Below are 18,104 nucleotides of genomic sequence, written 5' to 3' on the forward strand. Positions count from 1 at the left end.
AGGTGGTTAAGGCTTAGCTAAGTAGCTATGGCTTAAACGCTTGAGATCATAGCTGGTGGACTGGTAAGGCTTGGGCTTTTCGACCACCGTAGTATCGGTCAGGGTTTTCAGGTAAGCCACGATTGCCGCCTCCTCTTCAGGAGATAGGCCCAAGTTACCGACAATTCCCCTTGCCATTGTGCTTGGGTATTCAGAGTTTGGCCAGCAGTCATTGGCCATCGCTTGTTCAACCGTTGCAGCTTTGATGTCATACGTGGTTTCACAGTTGGGCTTGGCGTCCCGGGTGTTATAGAAGTGCACCAACTGCTTGAGCGTCTTGAAATAGCCGTTGTGGGTATACGCCTTGTGGAATTGAGGGTTCGGCCGCTGGTCGACATTGCGCAGGGTTGGGGTTTTGTGCAGCCCTTCGTGATTCGACTTCTCGGTTAAGAACATTACCCCAATATCTGGTATCGAGCTCTCGTCCACGCCCGGCACCTCGTAGTTCTTGGGCACCCCGATATTGTGATAGGCATCATCGGTATAGCGCTCGAATTTGTCGGTCCCATCTGGCGATTTTCCGCTGCGGTGACAGAAAGCACAGCCTGCACCAGTGCCAGCGAAGGGGTTGCCGTAGAACAGATCATGGCCGAGGTTTTCTTCATAGGTGAAGCCGATGAGTGGGAATTTACCATCATCGTATTTCTTGTCATAAGCCAGTGCTTTGTCACGCTTGGAGTTAAACACATTGTTTTCTGCCGACATCTGCCATGCCCCCAGGGCTACAGCAAAGCGGCCGAAGGCGTTATCGGTATCATACTGGCAGTCGAGTTCAACTCCCCAAGCATAGTAGTACAGTTCTGAGCCCCACTTAGTCTTGGCGACCTGCTCGCAGGTTGCCAGCTTGCTTTTGTGGCCTTGTTCTACCGGGTTCACAAACGGGCTGGCATGAGCCTGGTCGGCTACCGGGCCGAGGTATTTTTGGTACATTTGCTGGTATTTGTATTTATCTCCTAACCCATCGAAGACATTGATCCCGTCATCGGTGATCTTGGTGCCGGTAGCCCGCCCATTCCAGAATGCGCCCCCGCAAGGTAAAATATTTGGGCCAGCTTGTACACATTCGACTATAAAGTTCGGAGTACCTGCCCGCTCACCGTATTCATCCAAAAACTGCACGTATTTATTAGTCGGTGGCTTAAGTGCACCGACATTGGGTTGGCCGGGGTTAGGGTTACCCTTCTCCTTGATATTTTTGTACGGATCATGGCCAAAGTTTACCCCGTTGGGATCGGCGCCAGTCACGGCTACCTGCCCGAGGTTGGTCTGTGAGTGACCGTTAGTGCCCCCTGCTGCAGGCAAATGGCAAGAGGCACACGCCATGCGTTTGGGGTCAGAAATATTTTCAAAAAATAACCTTTTACCCAATTCTTCCAAATAGGTCAGTTCGTAATCTGCGCCTTGCGGCTCTGACTTGTTTTTTTTTGCCATTACCGCCGTTGAGTTAATGGCAAAGCCAACGGCGAGGCCTAGGAGAGGAAGTAAGAGCACCTGTTTGTTTCTGATTGCTGGCGACACATGAGATGGGTTGGAACGAGTCATGGCATTCCGCCTCCGATTTGTTCATTAGTATTGATCAACTATGGCGGCCCTTATTAAGAGCCTTCCTTAATTGTTTCCGTTGATTGGGGTTGTCTCAAAGATAAGTTTTAATAGTGATAGGCGGTGTCTTAATTATTGGATTAATCCATGTCTTATTTGTTATTGATTTTTAGTGTGTCACTATATTTCCTTTCGTTAAGTGCATTTTTTTATATTGACTATTTGGGTGTGTAATTTTATTGATATTGATTTTTGTATTGGTAGGTAATGCTTGTGTTTGCTCTTGGTGTCTTGAAGTGTCTGTTTTTACAGTTTTTTCGAGTGGTGTTGTGTGAGCCTGTGATTGTTAGTTCGTTGTTTATTATTATTTTTTTCACCCATTATATAGAATTTGATGATGCTATTAAGTTGGCAGTGAGGATCATAGCTAACGACGGCTGATTTCTTTTTATGTGGCGAGCATTGATTTATTATGTGGTAGTGGTGATTTTTATTGATAATATTTTGCTATAACATTTATTTGGTAATGATTTGAAAACAAAAATGTGATGAAAATATAAAATAAATTGTCCCATTAAGGTGTGGTGGATGATTTATTGTGTTCACGTCATGTGACGTGAAAAGACTTCTCATTGAGGACAAAATATTTTCAGGGCGATAGCGCCGTAATAAGCGGTCAGCCTATTGACTTAAACCAGTTCCGAAAATGGCTAGTATTGTCCAACCGGCGGGGTAGACTAAAAAGAAGAGTTAGCTGCCCAGCAATCAACACCGTACGGAAGGACAAGCTGCCATGATGACCCCCGCCCAATGCCAGCAAGCCCGTTTGGCGCGTGACAGACGCTACGATGGTTTGTTCTTCACTGCGGTGAAAACCACCGGTATATATTGCCGTTCGATATGCCCGGCTCCCTCCCCATTGGAAAAGAATGTTGAGTATTACCCTTCGGCGGTGGCTGCCGCTCAGGCGGGCTACCGCCCTTGCTTGCGTTGCCGTCCGGACAGTGCACCGGGTTCGCCAGCATGGCAAGGGAAAAGCACGACCTTTGTAAGGGCGCAGCGTTTAATTGATGAAGGGGCATTGGTGAATGGTGACTTGGCGCATTTGGCGGAACGACTCGGTGTGACCGATCGTTACCTGAGGAAATTATTCAACACTGAAATGGGTCTGTCGCCAAAAGCGTATAGCCTTTACCAACAATGCTTGCTGGCTAAAAAGTTACTGCACGAAAGCCAATTGCCCATTACCGATATTGCCTTGGCAAGCGGTTTTAACAGCATCCGCCGCTTTAATGATTGCTTCCACAAACACTTCTCGTTAACGCCGTCGCAAGTACGTAAGCAGCTTACTCAAGCAGAGGTGAGTCGTAATACGGAAAACCAAACTCAGACAGTGACGGTTACCCTGTCGTATCGTCCGCCTTATGACTGGGAGTCGGTGCAAGAATTTTTTGCCTCTCGTTTGATTGAAGGCTTGGAGTGGCTGGACGAAACCAGTTATGGTCGAACGTTCGGCAAAGAATACGGGCAGGGCTGGTTTACCGCTTATCATCAGGCGGATAAAGCGCAATTTCGGGTTGAACTAAACTTGTTCGATTTGCAGTGCTTACCACGAGCGATTGCTAATATTCGTCGTTGTTTGGATTTGGATGCGGATTCAGCGGTGATTGATAGTGCGATTGAAGCGGCAATGGGGCAACCCTTGAGCCAAACGGGCCTCCGTCTGCCGGGGACTTGGAGTCCGTTTGAGGCAGGTATTCGAGCTATCTTGGGCCAGCAGGTATCAGTAAAAGCAGCACGTAACCTCACTGAGAAGCTGATTTTAATGAATCCGGATAACCTTCCTGAGCGACTGTTCTTCCCTGAACCTGACGCTTTTGTTGACTATGACTTGGGCCAACTGGGTATGCCAGAGCGTCGCCGGGAGACCTTGCGGGTATTTGGCCGTTATGTTGCTGAGCAGGGTATAGAGGAACCGGATGAGTTATTGGCTCTGCCTGGAGTCGGGCCGTGGACAGTGGATTACCTGAAACTGCGCGGCTTGAGTGATCCCAATATATTTCTTGTCGGTGATTTGGGGGTGAAAAAAGCGCTGCAGAAACTGCAAGAACAGCGGCAAGACAAACCCGGTATGCCGCCTTTCCAATCAGAGTTGGCTATGCCTTGGCAAAGTTATTTGACCTTATATTTATGGAAAACATTATGAGTAACCAACTGATCAATACCCCTATCGGTTGGCTGAATGTAGTAGCGAGTGTCAATGCGATTACCGCGATTGAGTTTGATGCTGATCCTGATCTACAACAGCAGCCTTCTGAGACAACAGAACAGTGCTGCCTGCAACTGGCAGAATACTTCAATGGTCAGCGAGAGAAGTTTGACGTTGAACTGGATATGACAGGTACGGCATTTCAACAAACAGTTTGGCAGGCGTTGAACGGCATCGGGTACGGGGATACATGCTCTTATGGTGATATTGCTAATGATATCGGTAACCCAAAAGCAGTGCGTGCCGTTGGGGCGGCCAATGGCAAAAATCCCGTCCCCATTATTGTGCCGTGCCACCGAGTGATCGGCAGTTCTGGCAAGTTGACAGGCTATGCCGGTGGGCTGGACATCAAGGTTTGGCTGCTTGAGCATGAAAAGCTGCATTTCGTTAAATAGCTATGCATGACTTAATACGCAGCCTTGAAGTCACTTCAGCACCAACATTTATTGATTTCCTTGCTATTGCTAATCACGAAATTCCGATAGGGTGACACCAGAAATGGTATTTAGTGATTCGTTTTGGAGTAGACAATGATTATTGAGCCAGTGATCAAAGGCGTTGTGGCTCGCTCGGCCCATCCTTATGGCTGCCAGCAAGCGGTGCGTAAGCAAATTGATTATGTGAAACAAGCCAAGCCGATTGAGCGAGGTGCGAAGCGAGTGCTGGTACTGGGGGCTTCTTCAGGGTTTGGCTTGGCATCGCGCATTGCCCATACTTTTGGTGGTGCAGAGGCCGATACCGTTGGTGTGTCGTTTGAGCGTGGCCCTAGTGACCAAGGAGTCGGCAGTGCGGGCTGGTATAACAATATCTTCTTCAAGCAAGAAGCTGAGAAAGCAGGCAGAGTTGCGACAAATATTGTCGGTGATGCGTTCTCACAGCAGGTTCGCCAGCAAGTGATCGAGTCGGTCAAAAGCGATCTTGGCGGTAAGGTTGATCTTGTGGTGTATAGCTTGGCAACCGGGGTTCGACCGAACCCTGAAACTGGTGATATGTGGCGATCGGTGATCAAAACCACAGGCAAGCCAGTGGTGGGGCCAACGTTGAACCTTGAAACCGATAGCCTAGCGGAAATGACCGTTGAAACCGCAACCGATGACGAAGTTGCCGACACGGTAAAGGTGATGGGTGGAGAAGACTGGGCCAGTTGGGTGCAGTGCTTGTCTGACGCGGGTGTTCTGGCTCACGGTTGTCGTACCGTGGCTTATTCTTATATTGGCCCAGAAGTGACTTACCCTATCTATCACCAGGGCACCTTAGGTAGGGCGAAAGAGCACATGCATACCACTGCCGAAGAGATCAATACACAGCTCGCAGCAATTGGTGGGCAAGCCCATGTAGCGGTGTGTAAAGCCTTGGTGACCAAAGCCAGTGTGTTCATACCTGCTTTTACGCCTTATATTCTTGCTTTGTTCAAGGTGATGAAAGAGAAGGGCACCCACGAAGGCTGTATTGAACAGATGCAGCGTTTGTTCAATGCCCGGTTCTATTGCCCAAAAGAGACTGAGCAAGGTGTACTAACCGATGAGCAGCGTTTGATCCGGATGGATGATTGGGAGCTGGCACCTGATGTGCAGCAGCAGGTCAGTGAAATCATGGCCGAGATGACCGCTGAGAATTTCACCCAATTGGGTGACTATAAGGGGTATAAACAGGACTTCATGGAGCTCAATGGCTTTGGTTTTGAGGGTGTTGATTACCAACAAGACATCACGCTAGAGAGTCTTAAAGCCTTGCAGCCGTAACGACGGGCACTGCCGTCAATGGGATAAGCATCCTTGTGAATAACATCGTCATTTTATTGTCGCCTGAATATCGGTGATGAGAATGGCGATTTTTATTTTCTCACTAATGAAACATTTCCTGCTTGAAAATGCCGCCTTAGGTTGGTGCCTTATCAGTATTGAGATCATAAAACCTCAATATAATTAATTGTGTTTTAGGATAAATCTGGTCTAATCACCGAAGAATCATTACAATCAGTTCAATAAAAAAACAACAAAGAATGCAGTGATTATGGTTGAACGTCGTCACTTTAGTCGTATTTTATATCAGGCTCCAGCTACGCTAATGAATGCCAATGGTGAATGGCAGGCGGAAGTTCTGGACTTGTCCCTGCAGGGGATCTTACTGACCAAGCCGGAGAGCTGGTTAGCGCAAGATACTGACGATAAATATTTTTTATCGTTTTTCCTGCACGACTCTGACATTGAGCTGCGGATGGAAACCCAGCTGGTTCACTATGATGCTGCTTATTTACGTATGCATATCTTCCATATTGATTTAGAAAGTGCCGGGCACCTCCGGCGTTTGGTCGAATTAAATGTTGGCACTGATGAACTATTACATCGTGAGCTGGAACAACTAGCTGATTTGCAAAACCATCTCGACGAGTCGTGAATTGTTATCATGTCAGAAAACATTTGTATTTCGGTGTCCGATCATCGTGGCACCTCTCATTATCTTATTAACCGCTTTAAGAAACGTTATATCGGCCTTGCGGTCGCTGCACTGTTAACTGCAGCGGCAGGCGGTGGATACGGTGTTTATACCCTTTATCAAGATAACCTTCATTCTACGCTGCAGCTAAGCCAACTTAATGTTCAGGCGCAGCAGCTAAGCGCTTCCCTGTCTGAGGAAAGTGCTAGTAACCGTGAGTTGATTGAAGAGCTTAATGAGAAAAAAGCGGAGCTTGATGCCCTTTCCCTGCGTATCGATGACGTAGAAACCATTCTTGGTCTGCAAACAGACGAAGCTGGCGAAGTGGTTACCCTAGAAGAGCGAGTCGACAGCGCTGCGATTAGCTCGGCAGTAAGGGGCACTTTGTTCCGCATGATCCCTAATGGCAATCCGACGCCGGGGATCAGGATGTCATCGCAATTTGGTACTCGGATCCACCCTGTAACGGGGAAACGCAAGCGCCATTTGGGCTTGGATTTTGCTGCAAATACCGGCACTGAGATCTATGCGCCAGCAGATGGTGTGATAGAGGTGATTCGACCAAGCAACAAGGGATCAGGTAACTTCCTCAAACTCGATCACACCATGGGCTTTACCTCCACGTATTCTCATATGGACAAGTTCAATGTGAAGCGTGGTGAGTTTGTCCGTAAAGGTGAATTGATTGGCTGGACGGGCAATACGGGGTTGTCGACGGGGCCCCATTTGCACTATGAGATCCGTTTTTTGGGACGAGCCTTGAATCCTCGACCATTTGTTGAGTGGACACCGGATAACTTCGATAGCTTGTTTGAAAAAGAAAAAACGGTGCAATGGGCTTCCTTGCTCAATATGATCAATAATGTGGTGTCGATGCAGGTACAACTCACCCAGTCGCCTCATATTACGCGGCCTATCCAAATGGCAAGCAATGAAAAAGGCCAGGCAGGAGAGGAAGGCTGAGTCATCGACTTATCTTTGCTGCGTATTGGCATTAACAACGGTTGTGAAAGGAAACGCTATGACTCGTGAGCTCTATATTGGTGTAATGTCAGGTACCAGCCTAGATGGCGTAGATACTGCATTGGTGGCATTTGACAGCGAGTCTCATCAGGCTTTAAAACTTGAACTGCTGGCAACCGATGCTTACCCGATGCCAGATACGTTGAAATCGGCATTGCTCGATGTATGTATGGGCCAGGCGACAAATCTAAAGCAAATTGGCCAGTTGGATCACCAATTGGGGCACCTGTTTGCCGGTGCAGTTAATCAACTACTGGAAAAGGCGGAAATAGAGGCTTCCGCTGTAATGGCTGTGGGTAGCCATGGGCAGACGGTATACCACCAACCGGATGGTGATTACCCATTTACCATGCAGCTGGGTGATGCCAATATCGTAGCAGCTAAAACCGGTATTACCACCGTCGCCGACTTTCGCCGCAAAGATATGGCGCTGGGAGGGCAGGGAGCGCCGTTAGTCCCAGCGTTCCACAAGGGCTTATTTTCCGAACAAGACTCGACCACGGTGGTATTGAATATCGGCGGTATTGCCAATATTTCGGTGCTTAGACCCGAACAGCCTGTCATTGGTTACGATACTGGACCGGGTAATATGTTGATGGATGCTTGGGTGTATCTCCATCATGGCCAGAAATATGACAAAGATGGCGTCTTTGCTGCGTCAGGTAAGGTCTGTCAGCCTTTGCTTGAGAAGTTGATGGCTGACCCCTATCTTGGCCGTTCATACCCGAAAAGCACGGGGCGCGAGCACTACAACTTACCTTGGCTGGAAGAGCAATTAATTGGCTTGGCTGAGACGGTGTCCGAGCAGGATGTGCAGGCAACGTTGTTGCAGTTTACTGCACAAACCATTGCCGAGCAGGTGGCCTGTTTTGCCCACGGTGAGCAGCCACGTTTGTTGGTGTGTGGCGGTGGGGTGAATAATTCCCTCCTTATGTCTCACCTTGCTGAACTATTACCGGCCTGGTCTGTGGCCAATACCGGTGATGCTGGCATAGATCCTGATTATATGGAAGCGATGGCCTTTGCCTGGTTGGCTCGTCAACGTATTCATGGCCATCCGAGTAATGTACCGGAAGTCACAGGGGCATCACAACCTGCGTCTTTGGGTGTGATTTACCCGGTATGATAGGTTGCCAGCGTTAATGATGGCTATTTATCAATTTCTTATCTCAACAGCCCTCGAATAGGATTGTTTTTCAGCGGATGATAGTTTAAAAAATAGATATACCCACCTGACTTCATATTGCAGCATCATGCGGATCGGTGGGTATGAGTTTTCATCGTGGGATGTAGTCAGTTGTGAGGTATTAATGAAGGGTCAGTGGCGACATGGATTGTTGGTCATGCTAATCGTTGCGGGTAATGCGCATGCGGTTATAGAGCGTGAGTTAGGCGAGATTTTTATCGAAGAATCACAATCGAAGCAGCCGCTGGAGTTTATTGGCCAAGGAAGTCGCCCTGTCGATAATACTGGCCGGGATAATTACAGTATTTACCAAAATAAAAATATTGAAGATCCGACTGAATTTGGTGCTGGATTGAAATTCAATGCGACGAATGATTTCAGTATTTCTGTCGAGGCTGGTGGTGCAATGGTGGGTGATAGTACTGTTGATATCGATAGCGGTGCGGTGAAATTTGAGCTTAGTTATTAGCATCGGGATCATTTGATACTAGTACAAATGGCCATAAAATTAGCCGTAAAATGACTGAACAGCCTGTAATTGTGTGAAATGTTGATATATCGTGCCAGTACCTTGTCAACTTATCTTCGTGTAACAAAAAGAAACATCTTGTCTTTTTTCCATCATCGAAGTTAAGCTTTTCTGTCATTTCCAATCCCTATATTCAGCATGAATTTAAAACATGCTCATATATCACGGGATTAATATGTTCAAAAAATCACTCGCTGCAGCGGTATCACTGGTACTGACAACTTCTGTATTTGCAATGGACGCTCGTTACGAAGATCGTGCTGGTAATCTAACTGCCGACCTGCCTCAAAACGAAGCCGAGTGGGTAAACCCATCAACGTTAGTTTTTGCTTATACACCTGTTGAAGACCCATCGGTATACGCCAGTGTTTGGAGCGAGTTCCTAGAGCACATGGAAGAAAAAACCGGTAAATCCGTTCGCTTCTTTCCTGTACAAAATAATGCAGCGCAAATTGAAGCTATGCGCTCTGGCCGCCTGCACATTGCCGGATTTAACACCGGTTCTACACCGCTGGCCGTAAACTGCTCTGGCTTCGTACCGTTTACAATTATGGCGGGTGAAGATGGCTCTTTCGGATACGAAATGGAAATCATCACGCATGCTGACTCTGGTATCGAGAGTGTTGACGAGCTGAAAGGCAAGAACCTAGCATTTACTTCTCAAACCTCTAACTCCGGCTTCAAAGCGCCTTCGGCTATTTTGAAAGCAGAGTACGATATGATCCCTGAGCGTGACTTCAATCCGGCTTTTTCTGGCGCCCACGATAATTCAATTATCGGTGTTGCTCATAAGGACTATGACGCTGCAGCTGTAGCGAACTCAGTCCTTCAGCGCATGCTAGATCGTGAAGTGGTTAAAGCATCTGATATCAAAAACATCTACACGTCTCAGACTTTCCCGACAACGGCTTACGGGCTGGCGCACAACCTTCATCCAGAGCTGCAAGAGAAGATCAAAGAGGCGTTCTTCAGCTTCGACTGGGAAGGTACCAAGCTACAAGAAGAGTTTACTCGTAACGGCGAGGCGAAATTTATTCCTATTACATACCAAGAGCACTGGGCGGTGATCCGCACCATTGATGAGGCTAACGATGTCTCTTACTCTTGCCGTTAATAGGAACCATTATGTCAACACTTCAACTTCGTTCGCTAACGATGCAGTACTCACCAAAAGATAAAGCGCTGAGTAATGTATCGCTAGACATTCAAGCTGGTGAAGTTGTTGGACTTATCGGCCCCTCTGGGGCCGGTAAATCAACACTGATCCGCTGTGTAAACCGCTTAACTGAGCCTACGTCTGGAGAGGTCTTGTTCAAAGGGCAGGATTTGACCAAACTGGGAAGTCGTGAACTGCGTCAATCTCGCCGAAAAATTGCGATGATTTTCCAGGAATACGCCTTGATTGAGCGACTTACTGTAATGGAAAATGTACTGTCCGGTCGTTTGGGCTATGTACCTTTCTGGCGCAGTTTCCTACGTAAATACCAAGGTAACGATATCCAATCGGCTTATGCGTTGCTTGATCGTGTTGGTTTGATGGAGCATGCCGATAAACGTGCCGATGCTCTGTCAGGTGGCCAACGCCAGCGTGTGGGGATTGCTCGCGCCCTTGCCCAGCAGCCAGAGTTGCTGCTGATTGATGAGCCGACCGCGGCACTGGATCCGCGTACTGCTCGACAGGTTATGCGTCTAATCAGTGATATCTGTAACGAGCACCAGTTACCAGCCATCATTAATATCCATGATGTGAACCTTGCCAAGCAGTTTGTCGACCGCATTATCGGCCTGAAGGCCGGTGAAGTAGTCTTCGACGGCAAGCCCGAAGAGTTGGGTAATGATGCTTTGACCCGTATCTACGGCGAAGAAGACTGGAACAGTGCCACTGATAGCCAGGAAATGGATTGTCAGGAAGAGGTTATGCCAGTAATGACTGGGCTTATGGCGGAGCCTGCGTAATGGCCCAGACGTATCCTACTCACTGGAAAAAACCATCCTTCATTGCGCAACCGTTTTGGCGCTGGCTGATTTGGATCGTTGCCGGTCTCTATTTTTATGTCGCAATTGGTTCTGTTGAAATCAATTGGATGCGCGTCTACGAAGGAACCGAGCGGGGCTTGAACTTTATCATGGCCTTTATGCAGCCGGATTTTGTTAGTCGCTGGGACAACATCAGTATTGGTCTAGTGGAAAGCCTGACCATGACACTAACGTCAACCGTTGCCGGAGTGCTGTTATCTATCCCGTTTGGTCTTGGGGCGGCTAAGAATTTGGCTCCACGTCCGGTTTACCTGTTTTGTCGCAGTTTCGTTGCCATTGCTCGGAGTTTCCAAGAGATCATCATTGCGATCTTGTGTGTTGCTTTATTTGGCTTTGGTACCTTTGCCGGTTTCGTGACCCTGACATTTGCCACTATCGGATTTTTGGCTAAGTTGTTTGCCGAAGAAATCGAATCTGTTGATCCCGCTGCACTGACAGCGATGAAAGCAACAGGTGCTAGCTGGTTCCAACAGGTAAATTACGCGATTCAACCACAGGTCATGCCACGGGTGATTGGGCTTAGCATGTACCGCTTGGATATTAACTTCCGCGAGTCAGCAGTGATCGGTATTGTCGGCGCTGGCGGTATTGGCGCGACGCTGAATACCGCAATGGATCGCTACGAGTATAGCTCGGCGGCGGCTATTTTGTTGATCATCATTGGTCTTGTGATGCTGGCGGAATATTTTTCAGCCATTATCCGTAACCGTATTCAATAGGAGCTGATATGTCTAATACTCACTCTACGTATCAGGCCCAGTGGCAAAAGTATTCTGCAAAAGAGAGCTTGTGGCGTTGGTTTGGTTGGCTGATGTTTGTGTCGGTTTGTATCTATTGCTGGCAGGTGATGAACAAGGACACTATGTGGTTCTTTGTGGTTGATGCGCCTAATCAGGTGGCCGATATTACGGGACGAATGTGGCCGCCACGTTGGTCTTATATGGAGCAGTTATGGCAACCACTGTGGGATACCCTCAATATTGCTACCCTAGGCACATTGTTAGGTGTCGTTATGGCCTTCCCAGTGGCTTTCTTGGCTGCGAGGAATACCACACCATCAAGGGCGTTTGTCCGTCCTGTTGCGCTATATATCATTGCTGCAAGTCGTTCGATTAATTCATTGATTTGGGCTTTGTTGCTGGTGGCAGTATTGGGTCCAGGCTTGCTGGCGGGGATTATTGCGATTGCCCTGCGTTCGATTGGTTTTGTTGCCAAGCTAATGTACGAAGCAATCGAAGAAGTGAATAAAACCCAAGTGGCGGCGATAACTGCAACGGGTGCGTCACCGCTCCAGATCCTCGATTATGCAGTGATGCCACAGGTATTACCAAACTTTATCGGCACTTCTATCTTCCGTTGGGATATTAATATCCGCGAGTCTACCGTACTGGGCTTGGTCGGTGCGGGTGGTATTGGCCTCAAGCTGCAAGAGTCAATGGCAGTGTTGGCCTGGCCGCAGGTGACTGTGATTTTCCTCTCGATTTTGGCAACCGTTGTCGTATCGGAGTGGGTCTCAGCCCGCTGCCGCCATGCATTGATATAGACATATTGCCGATATTCTTCATTTACGAAAGGCTCACTTCGGTGGGCCTCAAGCTGTTTTGCCTACGACTTGTTTCCATGTGCTGGAACAAGCTTTTCATCACTCTCTCCTCCCTCCGCTGTATTGCGCGTCACCCTTATAATGCTGAAAAAAATAAGTTGGGAAAGGTATGGGGAAAGGGTATCGTTATAACCCTTTTAACTATAAATAACCCTACTTATGACTGGAAAAGATTAGCCTTACCATGGATCTTATTTTACAATGAAAATTAAGAGCTGGTTAATACTTACAGGATACTTCTAATGAGACTGATTCCACTACAAAATGCAGAGCAAGTTGGCAAATGGGCTGCGCGCCATATTGCTCAAAAGATCAATGCTTTCAAGCCAACCGAAGCGCGTCCATTTGTACTTGGTTTGCCGACTGGCGGTACACCGCTTTCAACGTATAAAGCACTTATCGAGCTTTACAACGCCGGTGAAGTCAGCTTCAAGCACGTAGTAACATTCAACATGGACGAGTATGTTGGGATTAATCCTGACCACCCTGAGTCTTACCGCTCATTTATGTACAATAACTTCTTTAATTACGTTGATATCCAAGAAGAAAACATAAACTTGCTAGACGGCCTTGCCGACGATATTGATGCACATTGCGCGGCTTACGAAGAAAAAATTAAGTCTTACGGAAAAATTAACCTATTCATGGGTGGGGTTGGCATCGACGGTCACATTGCATTCAATGAGCCAGCCTCTTCGCTGTCTTCTCGTACTCGAATTAAAACACTGACCGAAGATACCCGTATTGCGAACTCTCGCTTCTTTGAAGGCGATATCAACCAAGTACCAAAATATGCTTTGACTATCGGTGTCGCTACCCTACTTGATGCTGAAGAAGTGATGATCCTAAGCCTAGGCCATAACAAAGCACTGGCACTACAGATGGCGGTAGAAGGTAGTGTGAACCACATGTGGACGGTGACGGCACTTCAGCTTCATCGTCAGGCTATCATTGTTGCCGATGAGCCTGCACAGCAGGAACTGAAAGTGAAAACGGTAAAGTATTTCACTGAGCTTGAGGCCGAGAACATCAAAGGAATTTAAGGTGTTGTAATACCAACTTACATAAATACTTGATTAACGACTTATCCAGATTGGTATAAGTAAAGGAAAAGCCACGTAAGTGGCTTTTTTTATGGGATAAGTTATATCAGGATGTTCGAGTATTAAGAAGCCAGCGGGTTATCTTTGAACAACTGATTGACGATTTCAGTAATGGCAAGCACGATGGTTGATTGGACCTTTTGGTTGTGTCTGCCCAAAAACATTTTCAGCATCGGTCCTGACAGGCTGGAAATGGTGTCGGCGTCAAAATCAATTGGCATGATTTTCACAATTGCATTCACTCGGTTTAGTTCAAACAAGACATTTTCATCGGTAAAAGAGACATCTTCACCCTGGACTTTGGCCCACTCCCTGAGCGTGACAAATATTTCAATGTCATCGTAAATTTCCTTACTGATCACTCCTAAGCCCAGTAGTAACTTAGCCCGTACCATAATCTCACCTAATGGACCGTCATTGGTGAGTAAAGGCTCGACGATAAACTTAACCGCGTAATCGTCTTTATGAAAAATATTATGCAAAAGTGCATCTACACTGTCATCCAAAGCGTCATAGGCTGCGAGTAAGACCCCTGCAGCACCTTCTGCTTCAGAAATTGCTTCTAGTAATTCAGATTCATTCGTTGGGTGTATTGGCATAAGGTTACTACAAGAAAAAAGTGCCACATCAGTGGCACTTTGTTATGTGATTACTTCAGTGAAAAATAAGCGTCTTCGGCTAGTTTAACAACTTCTGCATCACTCTTCAGCCCTGAATAGTGCGCTAATGTCTCAGCAAACCCTTTTTCTGTGAACATAGCTTGCAGTTCGACAGCCTGAGGGTCGTCTTCATTTTTGTAAAGGAAGGCTGCTGCGATACCTTTTAACAGGTGTTGGTTTGGTAAGCCGTATTCAATTGTACCGTTAAGTGGTTTGATCAGGCGATCTTGAGGGCTGAGTTTACGGATTGGTTGACGGCCAACACGGTCGACCTCATCTCGTAGGTATGGGTTGGCGAAACGTCCAAGGATCTTCTGGATGTAAGCTGCATGCGCTTTAGGGTCAAAACCATATCGCTTGATAAGAACTGCACCGCTCTCTTCCATCGCTGCGCTAACTTCAGCCAAGATAGCATCATCTTCAATTGAGTCTTTGATTGTTTCATGACCGGCTAATACGCCAAGGTAGGCAGTAATCAGATGGCCAGTATTAAGGGTAAATAGCTTTCTCTCAACAAAAGCCATCAGGTTATCAGTACATTCCATGCCTGGAATATTGGGGATTTCGCCCTTGAATTGAGTTTGATCGACGATCCATTCACTGAAGGTTTCAACGGTTACTGCGAGCGGGTCAGTCTCGCCTTCTGCTGCTGGTGGTACGATGCGGTCAACGGCTGAATCAACAAAGCCGATATGCTCTTCAGTAAACGCCTTCATCTCATCAGAGAGGTGCTCTAATACCGCTTCTTTCAGCTGGCTCGTACCACGGATCATGTTCTCTGCTGCGATAATGTTCATCGGTGCAGTGTTGTTGGCTGCTGCACGTTTTTCAATACCCAAAGCAATAGATTTAGAGATGATTTTCAGCACGGTTGGGCCGACAGCGGTAGTGACAAGGTCAGATTCGGCAATGCAGTCAACAACAGCATCTGTTGCAGAGTTTACCGCAGTGACATTTTTAACCGTTTCAACAACACATTCTTCGCCAACGACTTTAACGGTGTATTCATTTCGTTTTTGTAGTTCAGAAACAACGGTTTCATTTACGTCAGCAAAAGTAACAGCTATACCAGCGTCTGCCAATAACTTACCAATAAAACCACGACCGATATTACCTGCACCAAAATGTAACGCTTTCATAATATTTGACCTTTTAGAAGTTGAATCTATATAGCTAACGACTTAACTGCGAAATAAGCAGTGAGCTATTTAGACTGAAGGTGAGGCCCGTCAGGGGACAGGCCTCCCTCACTCAGTAGCTCGCTTGAACGGCAGTTATGCGTTCAGGATGCGCAGAACATCATCTGGGTTGTTAGTGTTCTGAAGACGTTCTACCGCTTCCTCGTCATCTAGGGAGTTGGTGATGGCCATAAGCACCATGTTGTGTTCATCACCTTGGGCTGCGATACCGATAACCATCTTGGCGATGTCATCGTCATCCTCGCCCCACTGGATGCCCTCAGGGTACTGGCAGAATACGATGCCTGTTTTTTGGACAAATTGCTTCGCTTCAATCGTACCGTGTGGCACTGCAATAGATTCACCAAGGTAGGTTGAAACCAGCTCTTCACGGGCAAACATGCCATCAACATATTGAGGTGCGACATTACCCAGTTTGACCAGTTGGTCACCTGCGAACTTGATAGCGTCTTGCTTGTTATCAGATTTCAGGCCAAGGAAAACTGCATCGCTTGTCAGAGTCAGCTTATTATCATTATTCGTTGGTGCTTCAGTTTGCGCTGCTGTCACTGGCGCTTTAGTTGTACTGCCTTGGCTTTCAGTTAGTTCTGAAACTAGGTTGTCGTATATGTCTCCATCTAAGAAGTTATTCAAAGAGATATGCATTGCATTCTCTGCAAAGGTACGTGCTCGGTCTGTTAGGTCTTTATGGGTAATAACCAGTTGCGAGTCTGCTGGAAGGTTGTTAATTGCTAAGTTTGTAACGGAGATGTCAAGGCCCGCCGCATCCACTTTTTTACGTAGTAAGCTTGCACCCATCGCACTAGAACCCATACCAGCGTCACAAGCTACGAAGATTGATTTAACATCCGCAAGGTTAATTGCTGCACCCGTTGTTTGGCCTTTCGAAGAAGACTTCATGCCTTTCATTTCTGCCGAGGCTTTTTCTAGATCATCTTCTTCACCCGTGTCGCGTTGAGTTTTCATCAGCACAGAGGCAACAAAGAAGGACACAGCAGCAGAGCCAATAACTGAGAGGATTACACCCAGGAAAGAAGACTTAGGTGTCATCAGTAATACGGCAAAAATAGAACCTGGTGATGCTGGAGAAATAAGGCCAGAGTCGAAAACAACGTTGATAAACACACCCGTCATACCACCTGCGATAACCGCTAAGATCAGGCGTGGGTTCATCAGTACATATGGGAAGTAAATTTCGTGGATACCACCGAAGAAGTGAATAATCGATGCACCCGCTGCTGATTGTTTTGCGTTACCTTTGCCAAATACCATGTAGGCGAGTAATAGACCAAGACCAGGACCTGGGTTTGCTTCGATTAGGAAGAAGATTGAACGACCAAGCTCTTCAGACTGTTGAATGCCAAGAGGTGAGAAGATACCGTGGTTAATCGCATTGTTGAGGAACAGGATCTTAGCGGGTTCAACAAAGATAGACGTTAACGGTAGAAGGTGCGCTGAAACTAGGAAGTTTACGCCCGCCGCAAGGCCTGTTGATAGAACTTTAACCGCAGGACCAATCACAAAGAATGCAATGATCGCACAGATCATACCGATGATCCCTGCAGAGAAGTTGTTTACCAACATCTCAAAGCCGCTTTTAACTTTACCGTGTACGGCTTCGTCAAAGCGCTTGATTGCAATACCACCCAGAGGTCCAACGATCATCGCGCCCATGAACATCGGGATATCGGTACCGACGATAACCCCCATAGTGGTGATCGCACCAACAACGGCTCCGCGGTCACCACCGGTCATTTTACCACCGGTATAACCAATCAAAAGTGGCAGCAAGTAAGTAATCATTGGACCAACGAGGGAGGCGATCGTTTCATTTGGTAGCCAACCGGTTGGGATGAACAAAGCAGTAATGAAACCCCAGGCAATAAATGCTCCGATGTTTGGCATTACCATGTTTGAGAGGAATCGACCAAAGCTTTGGACTTTGATCTTTGCATCTGGTGATAGCATAAAAGTTGACCTCAAGTAATGTATTGGATGACCAAGCTGGCCTAAAAAGTATGTTTAATCGTTGAGGAAAATGTATCACAAAATTTCAAAAAAGCATGATTGTCGGTCGTTTAGTGATCCATATCACGCAATAAAATGCTCACACCTCAGGCTGATGTGATTATTGTCACAAGTTTAGGCTGTTTTAAATTTTCATTTAGCCATTATTGATAATGATTATCAATAATGAGTGATAATGGTCACATTTTATCCTTGATGGCACCATAAATAATTAGTGATGATTGTCACATAATTGAACTGTTACTGACTTGCGTGGTGAATTTATGTATGAATTACGCACGAAAATTGTGTGTATTATGCTCATATTAGAATCGTAGTTGTTATTTTGTAATTTTATTACATTGCTTTGTAGGTGTGGAACAGCCATAAATTTGAGATACAAGTAGTAGTTTTTTTTGAGTTATTGATTGTGTGAATGGTTGGTAAAAGAACGAGTATCTGAATTGCTAGC

At 46.7% G+C, this 18,104-nt stretch carries 16 protein-coding genes; 12 read left to right on the forward strand and 4 right to left on the reverse strand.

Annotated features, from left to right (window positions below):
• Nucleotides 1–6: 6 nt before the first annotated feature.
• Nucleotides 7–1,581: a cytochrome-c peroxidase gene (locus ACVA53_RS00615; RefSeq protein WP_446504262.1), complete on the reverse strand. Its 1,575-nt coding sequence runs from the start codon at nt 1,579–1,581 to the stop codon at nt 7–9.
• A 793-nt stretch (nt 1,582–2,374) separates the two neighbouring features.
• On the opposite strand from ACVA53_RS00615, the gene ACVA53_RS00620 reads away from it, so the two are divergent.
• From ACVA53_RS00620 to nagB, 12 genes are all read left to right on the forward strand, one after another.
• On the forward strand, nt 2,375–3,787 hold the full coding sequence (locus ACVA53_RS00620; protein ID WP_446504263.1) for a DNA-3-methyladenine glycosylase 2 family protein: 1,413 nt from the start codon (nt 2,375–2,377) through the stop codon (nt 3,785–3,787).
• Nucleotides 3,784–4,245, forward strand: coding sequence for a methylated-DNA--[protein]-cysteine S-methyltransferase (locus ACVA53_RS00625; RefSeq protein WP_446504264.1), 462 nt, complete (start codon nt 3,784–3,786; stop codon nt 4,243–4,245). Before ACVA53_RS00620 ends, ACVA53_RS00625 begins: the two co-directional genes overlap by 4 nt.
• 135 nt (nt 4,246–4,380) lie before the next feature.
• Complete coding sequence (gene fabV / locus ACVA53_RS00630; RefSeq protein ID WP_446504265.1) at nt 4,381–5,592, forward strand: enoyl-ACP reductase FabV; 1,212 nt, start codon at nt 4,381–4,383, stop codon at nt 5,590–5,592.
• Between the two features lie 271 nt (nt 5,593–5,863).
• Complete coding sequence (locus ACVA53_RS00635) at nt 5,864–6,247, forward strand: PilZ domain-containing protein (protein WP_255044629.1); 384 nt, start codon at nt 5,864–5,866, stop codon at nt 6,245–6,247.
• A 9-nt stretch (nt 6,248–6,256) separates the two neighbouring features.
• The gene (locus ACVA53_RS00640) at nt 6,257–7,249 is read left to right on the forward strand and encodes a M23 family metallopeptidase (RefSeq protein WP_446504266.1); all 993 of its coding nucleotides are present in this window, start codon (nt 6,257–6,259) and stop codon (nt 7,247–7,249) included.
• A gap of 58 nt (nt 7,250–7,307) precedes the next feature.
• Entirely contained in the window at nt 7,308–8,435 is a 1,128-nt protein-coding gene (locus tag ACVA53_RS00645; protein ID WP_446504267.1) for an anhydro-N-acetylmuramic acid kinase, read from the forward strand.
• Nucleotides 8,436–8,619: 184 nt separating this feature from the next.
• Nucleotides 8,620–8,964: a hypothetical protein gene (locus tag ACVA53_RS00650; RefSeq protein WP_255044626.1), complete on the forward strand. Its 345-nt coding sequence runs from the start codon at nt 8,620–8,622 to the stop codon at nt 8,962–8,964.
• 235 nt (nt 8,965–9,199) lie between these two features.
• Nucleotides 9,200–10,138 carry a phosphate/phosphite/phosphonate ABC transporter substrate-binding protein gene (gene phnD / locus ACVA53_RS00655; protein ID WP_255044625.1) on the forward strand — a complete coding sequence of 313 codons (939 nt, stop codon included), beginning with the start codon at nt 9,200–9,202 and terminating at the stop codon, nt 10,136–10,138.
• A gap of 11 nt (nt 10,139–10,149) precedes the next feature.
• Complete coding sequence (gene phnC, locus ACVA53_RS00660) at nt 10,150–10,980, forward strand: phosphonate ABC transporter ATP-binding protein (protein WP_446504268.1); 831 nt, start codon at nt 10,150–10,152, stop codon at nt 10,978–10,980.
• Nucleotides 10,980–11,780 (forward strand): phosphonate ABC transporter, permease protein PhnE, encoded by an 801-nt coding sequence (phnE, locus tag ACVA53_RS00665; RefSeq protein ID WP_446504390.1) that lies wholly within the window; start codon nt 10,980–10,982, stop codon nt 11,778–11,780. Before phnC ends, phnE (ACVA53_RS00665) begins: the two co-directional genes overlap by 1 nt.
• 8 nt (nt 11,781–11,788) lie before the next feature.
• The gene (phnE, locus tag ACVA53_RS00670; protein ID WP_255044623.1) at nt 11,789–12,604 is read left to right on the forward strand and encodes a phosphonate ABC transporter, permease protein PhnE; all 816 of its coding nucleotides are present in this window, start codon (nt 11,789–11,791) and stop codon (nt 12,602–12,604) included.
• Nucleotides 12,605–12,906: 302 nt separating this feature from the next.
• Nucleotides 12,907–13,707, forward strand: coding sequence for a glucosamine-6-phosphate deaminase (gene nagB, locus ACVA53_RS00675; protein WP_255044622.1), 801 nt, complete (start codon nt 12,907–12,909; stop codon nt 13,705–13,707).
• A gap of 122 nt (nt 13,708–13,829) precedes the next feature.
• On the opposite strand, the gene ACVA53_RS00680 is transcribed toward nagB, so the two are convergent.
• The 3 genes from ACVA53_RS00680 to ACVA53_RS00690 form a co-directional block, all read right to left on the reverse strand.
• The gene (locus tag ACVA53_RS00680; RefSeq protein WP_255044621.1) at nt 13,830–14,366 is read right to left on the reverse strand and encodes an MltR family transcriptional regulator; all 537 of its coding nucleotides are present in this window, start codon (nt 14,364–14,366) and stop codon (nt 13,830–13,832) included.
• 50 nt (nt 14,367–14,416) lie between these two features.
• Complete coding sequence (locus tag ACVA53_RS00685; RefSeq protein ID WP_446504269.1) at nt 14,417–15,565, reverse strand: mannitol-1-phosphate 5-dehydrogenase; 1,149 nt, start codon at nt 15,563–15,565, stop codon at nt 14,417–14,419.
• Between the two features lie 135 nt (nt 15,566–15,700).
• Nucleotides 15,701–17,593, reverse strand: coding sequence for a PTS mannitol transporter subunit IICBA (locus ACVA53_RS00690; RefSeq protein WP_446504270.1), 1,893 nt, complete (start codon nt 17,591–17,593; stop codon nt 15,701–15,703).
• Nucleotides 17,594–18,104 lie beyond the last annotated feature (511 nt).

It is taken from the genome of Photobacterium sp. DNB23_23_1 (assembly GCF_052873815.1).

What these genes read in the sequence shown, in the direction of transcription:
- ACVA53_RS00635 (WP_255044629.1), top strand. Translation starts at nt 5,864, where the DNA reads ATGGTTGAACGTCGTCACTTTAGTCGTATTTTATATCAGGCTCCAGCT.
- phnD (WP_255044625.1), top strand. Translation starts at nt 9,200, where the DNA reads ATGTTCAAAAAATCACTCGCTGCAGCGGTATCACTGGTACTGACAACT.
- ACVA53_RS00625 (WP_446504264.1), top strand. Translation starts at nt 3,784, where the DNA reads ATGAGTAACCAACTGATCAATACCCCTATCGGTTGGCTGAATGTAGTA.
- nagB (WP_255044622.1), top strand. Translation starts at nt 12,907, where the DNA reads ATGAGACTGATTCCACTACAAAATGCAGAGCAAGTTGGCAAATGGGCT.
- ACVA53_RS00680 (WP_255044621.1), bottom strand. Translation starts at nt 14,366, where the DNA reads ATGCCAATACACCCAACGAATGAATCTGAATTACTAGAAGCAATTTCT.
- ACVA53_RS00620 (WP_446504263.1), top strand. Translation starts at nt 2,375, where the DNA reads ATGATGACCCCCGCCCAATGCCAGCAAGCCCGTTTGGCGCGTGACAGA.
- phnE (WP_446504390.1), top strand. Translation starts at nt 10,980, where the DNA reads ATGGCCCAGACGTATCCTACTCACTGGAAAAAACCATCCTTCATTGCG.
- ACVA53_RS00640 (WP_446504266.1), top strand. Translation starts at nt 6,257, where the DNA reads ATGTCAGAAAACATTTGTATTTCGGTGTCCGATCATCGTGGCACCTCT.
- ACVA53_RS00645 (WP_446504267.1), top strand. Translation starts at nt 7,308, where the DNA reads ATGACTCGTGAGCTCTATATTGGTGTAATGTCAGGTACCAGCCTAGAT.
- phnE (WP_255044623.1), top strand. Translation starts at nt 11,789, where the DNA reads ATGTCTAATACTCACTCTACGTATCAGGCCCAGTGGCAAAAGTATTCT.
- phnC (WP_446504268.1), top strand. Translation starts at nt 10,150, where the DNA reads ATGTCAACACTTCAACTTCGTTCGCTAACGATGCAGTACTCACCAAAA.
- ACVA53_RS00650 (WP_255044626.1), top strand. Translation starts at nt 8,620, where the DNA reads ATGAAGGGTCAGTGGCGACATGGATTGTTGGTCATGCTAATCGTTGCG.
- ACVA53_RS00615 (WP_446504262.1), bottom strand. Translation starts at nt 1,581, where the DNA reads ATGACTCGTTCCAACCCATCTCATGTGTCGCCAGCAATCAGAAACAAA.
- fabV (WP_446504265.1), top strand. Translation starts at nt 4,381, where the DNA reads ATGATTATTGAGCCAGTGATCAAAGGCGTTGTGGCTCGCTCGGCCCAT.
- ACVA53_RS00690 (WP_446504270.1), bottom strand. Translation starts at nt 17,593, where the DNA reads ATGCTATCACCAGATGCAAAGATCAAAGTCCAAAGCTTTGGTCGATTC.
- ACVA53_RS00685 (WP_446504269.1), bottom strand. Translation starts at nt 15,565, where the DNA reads ATGAAAGCGTTACATTTTGGTGCAGGTAATATCGGTCGTGGTTTTATT.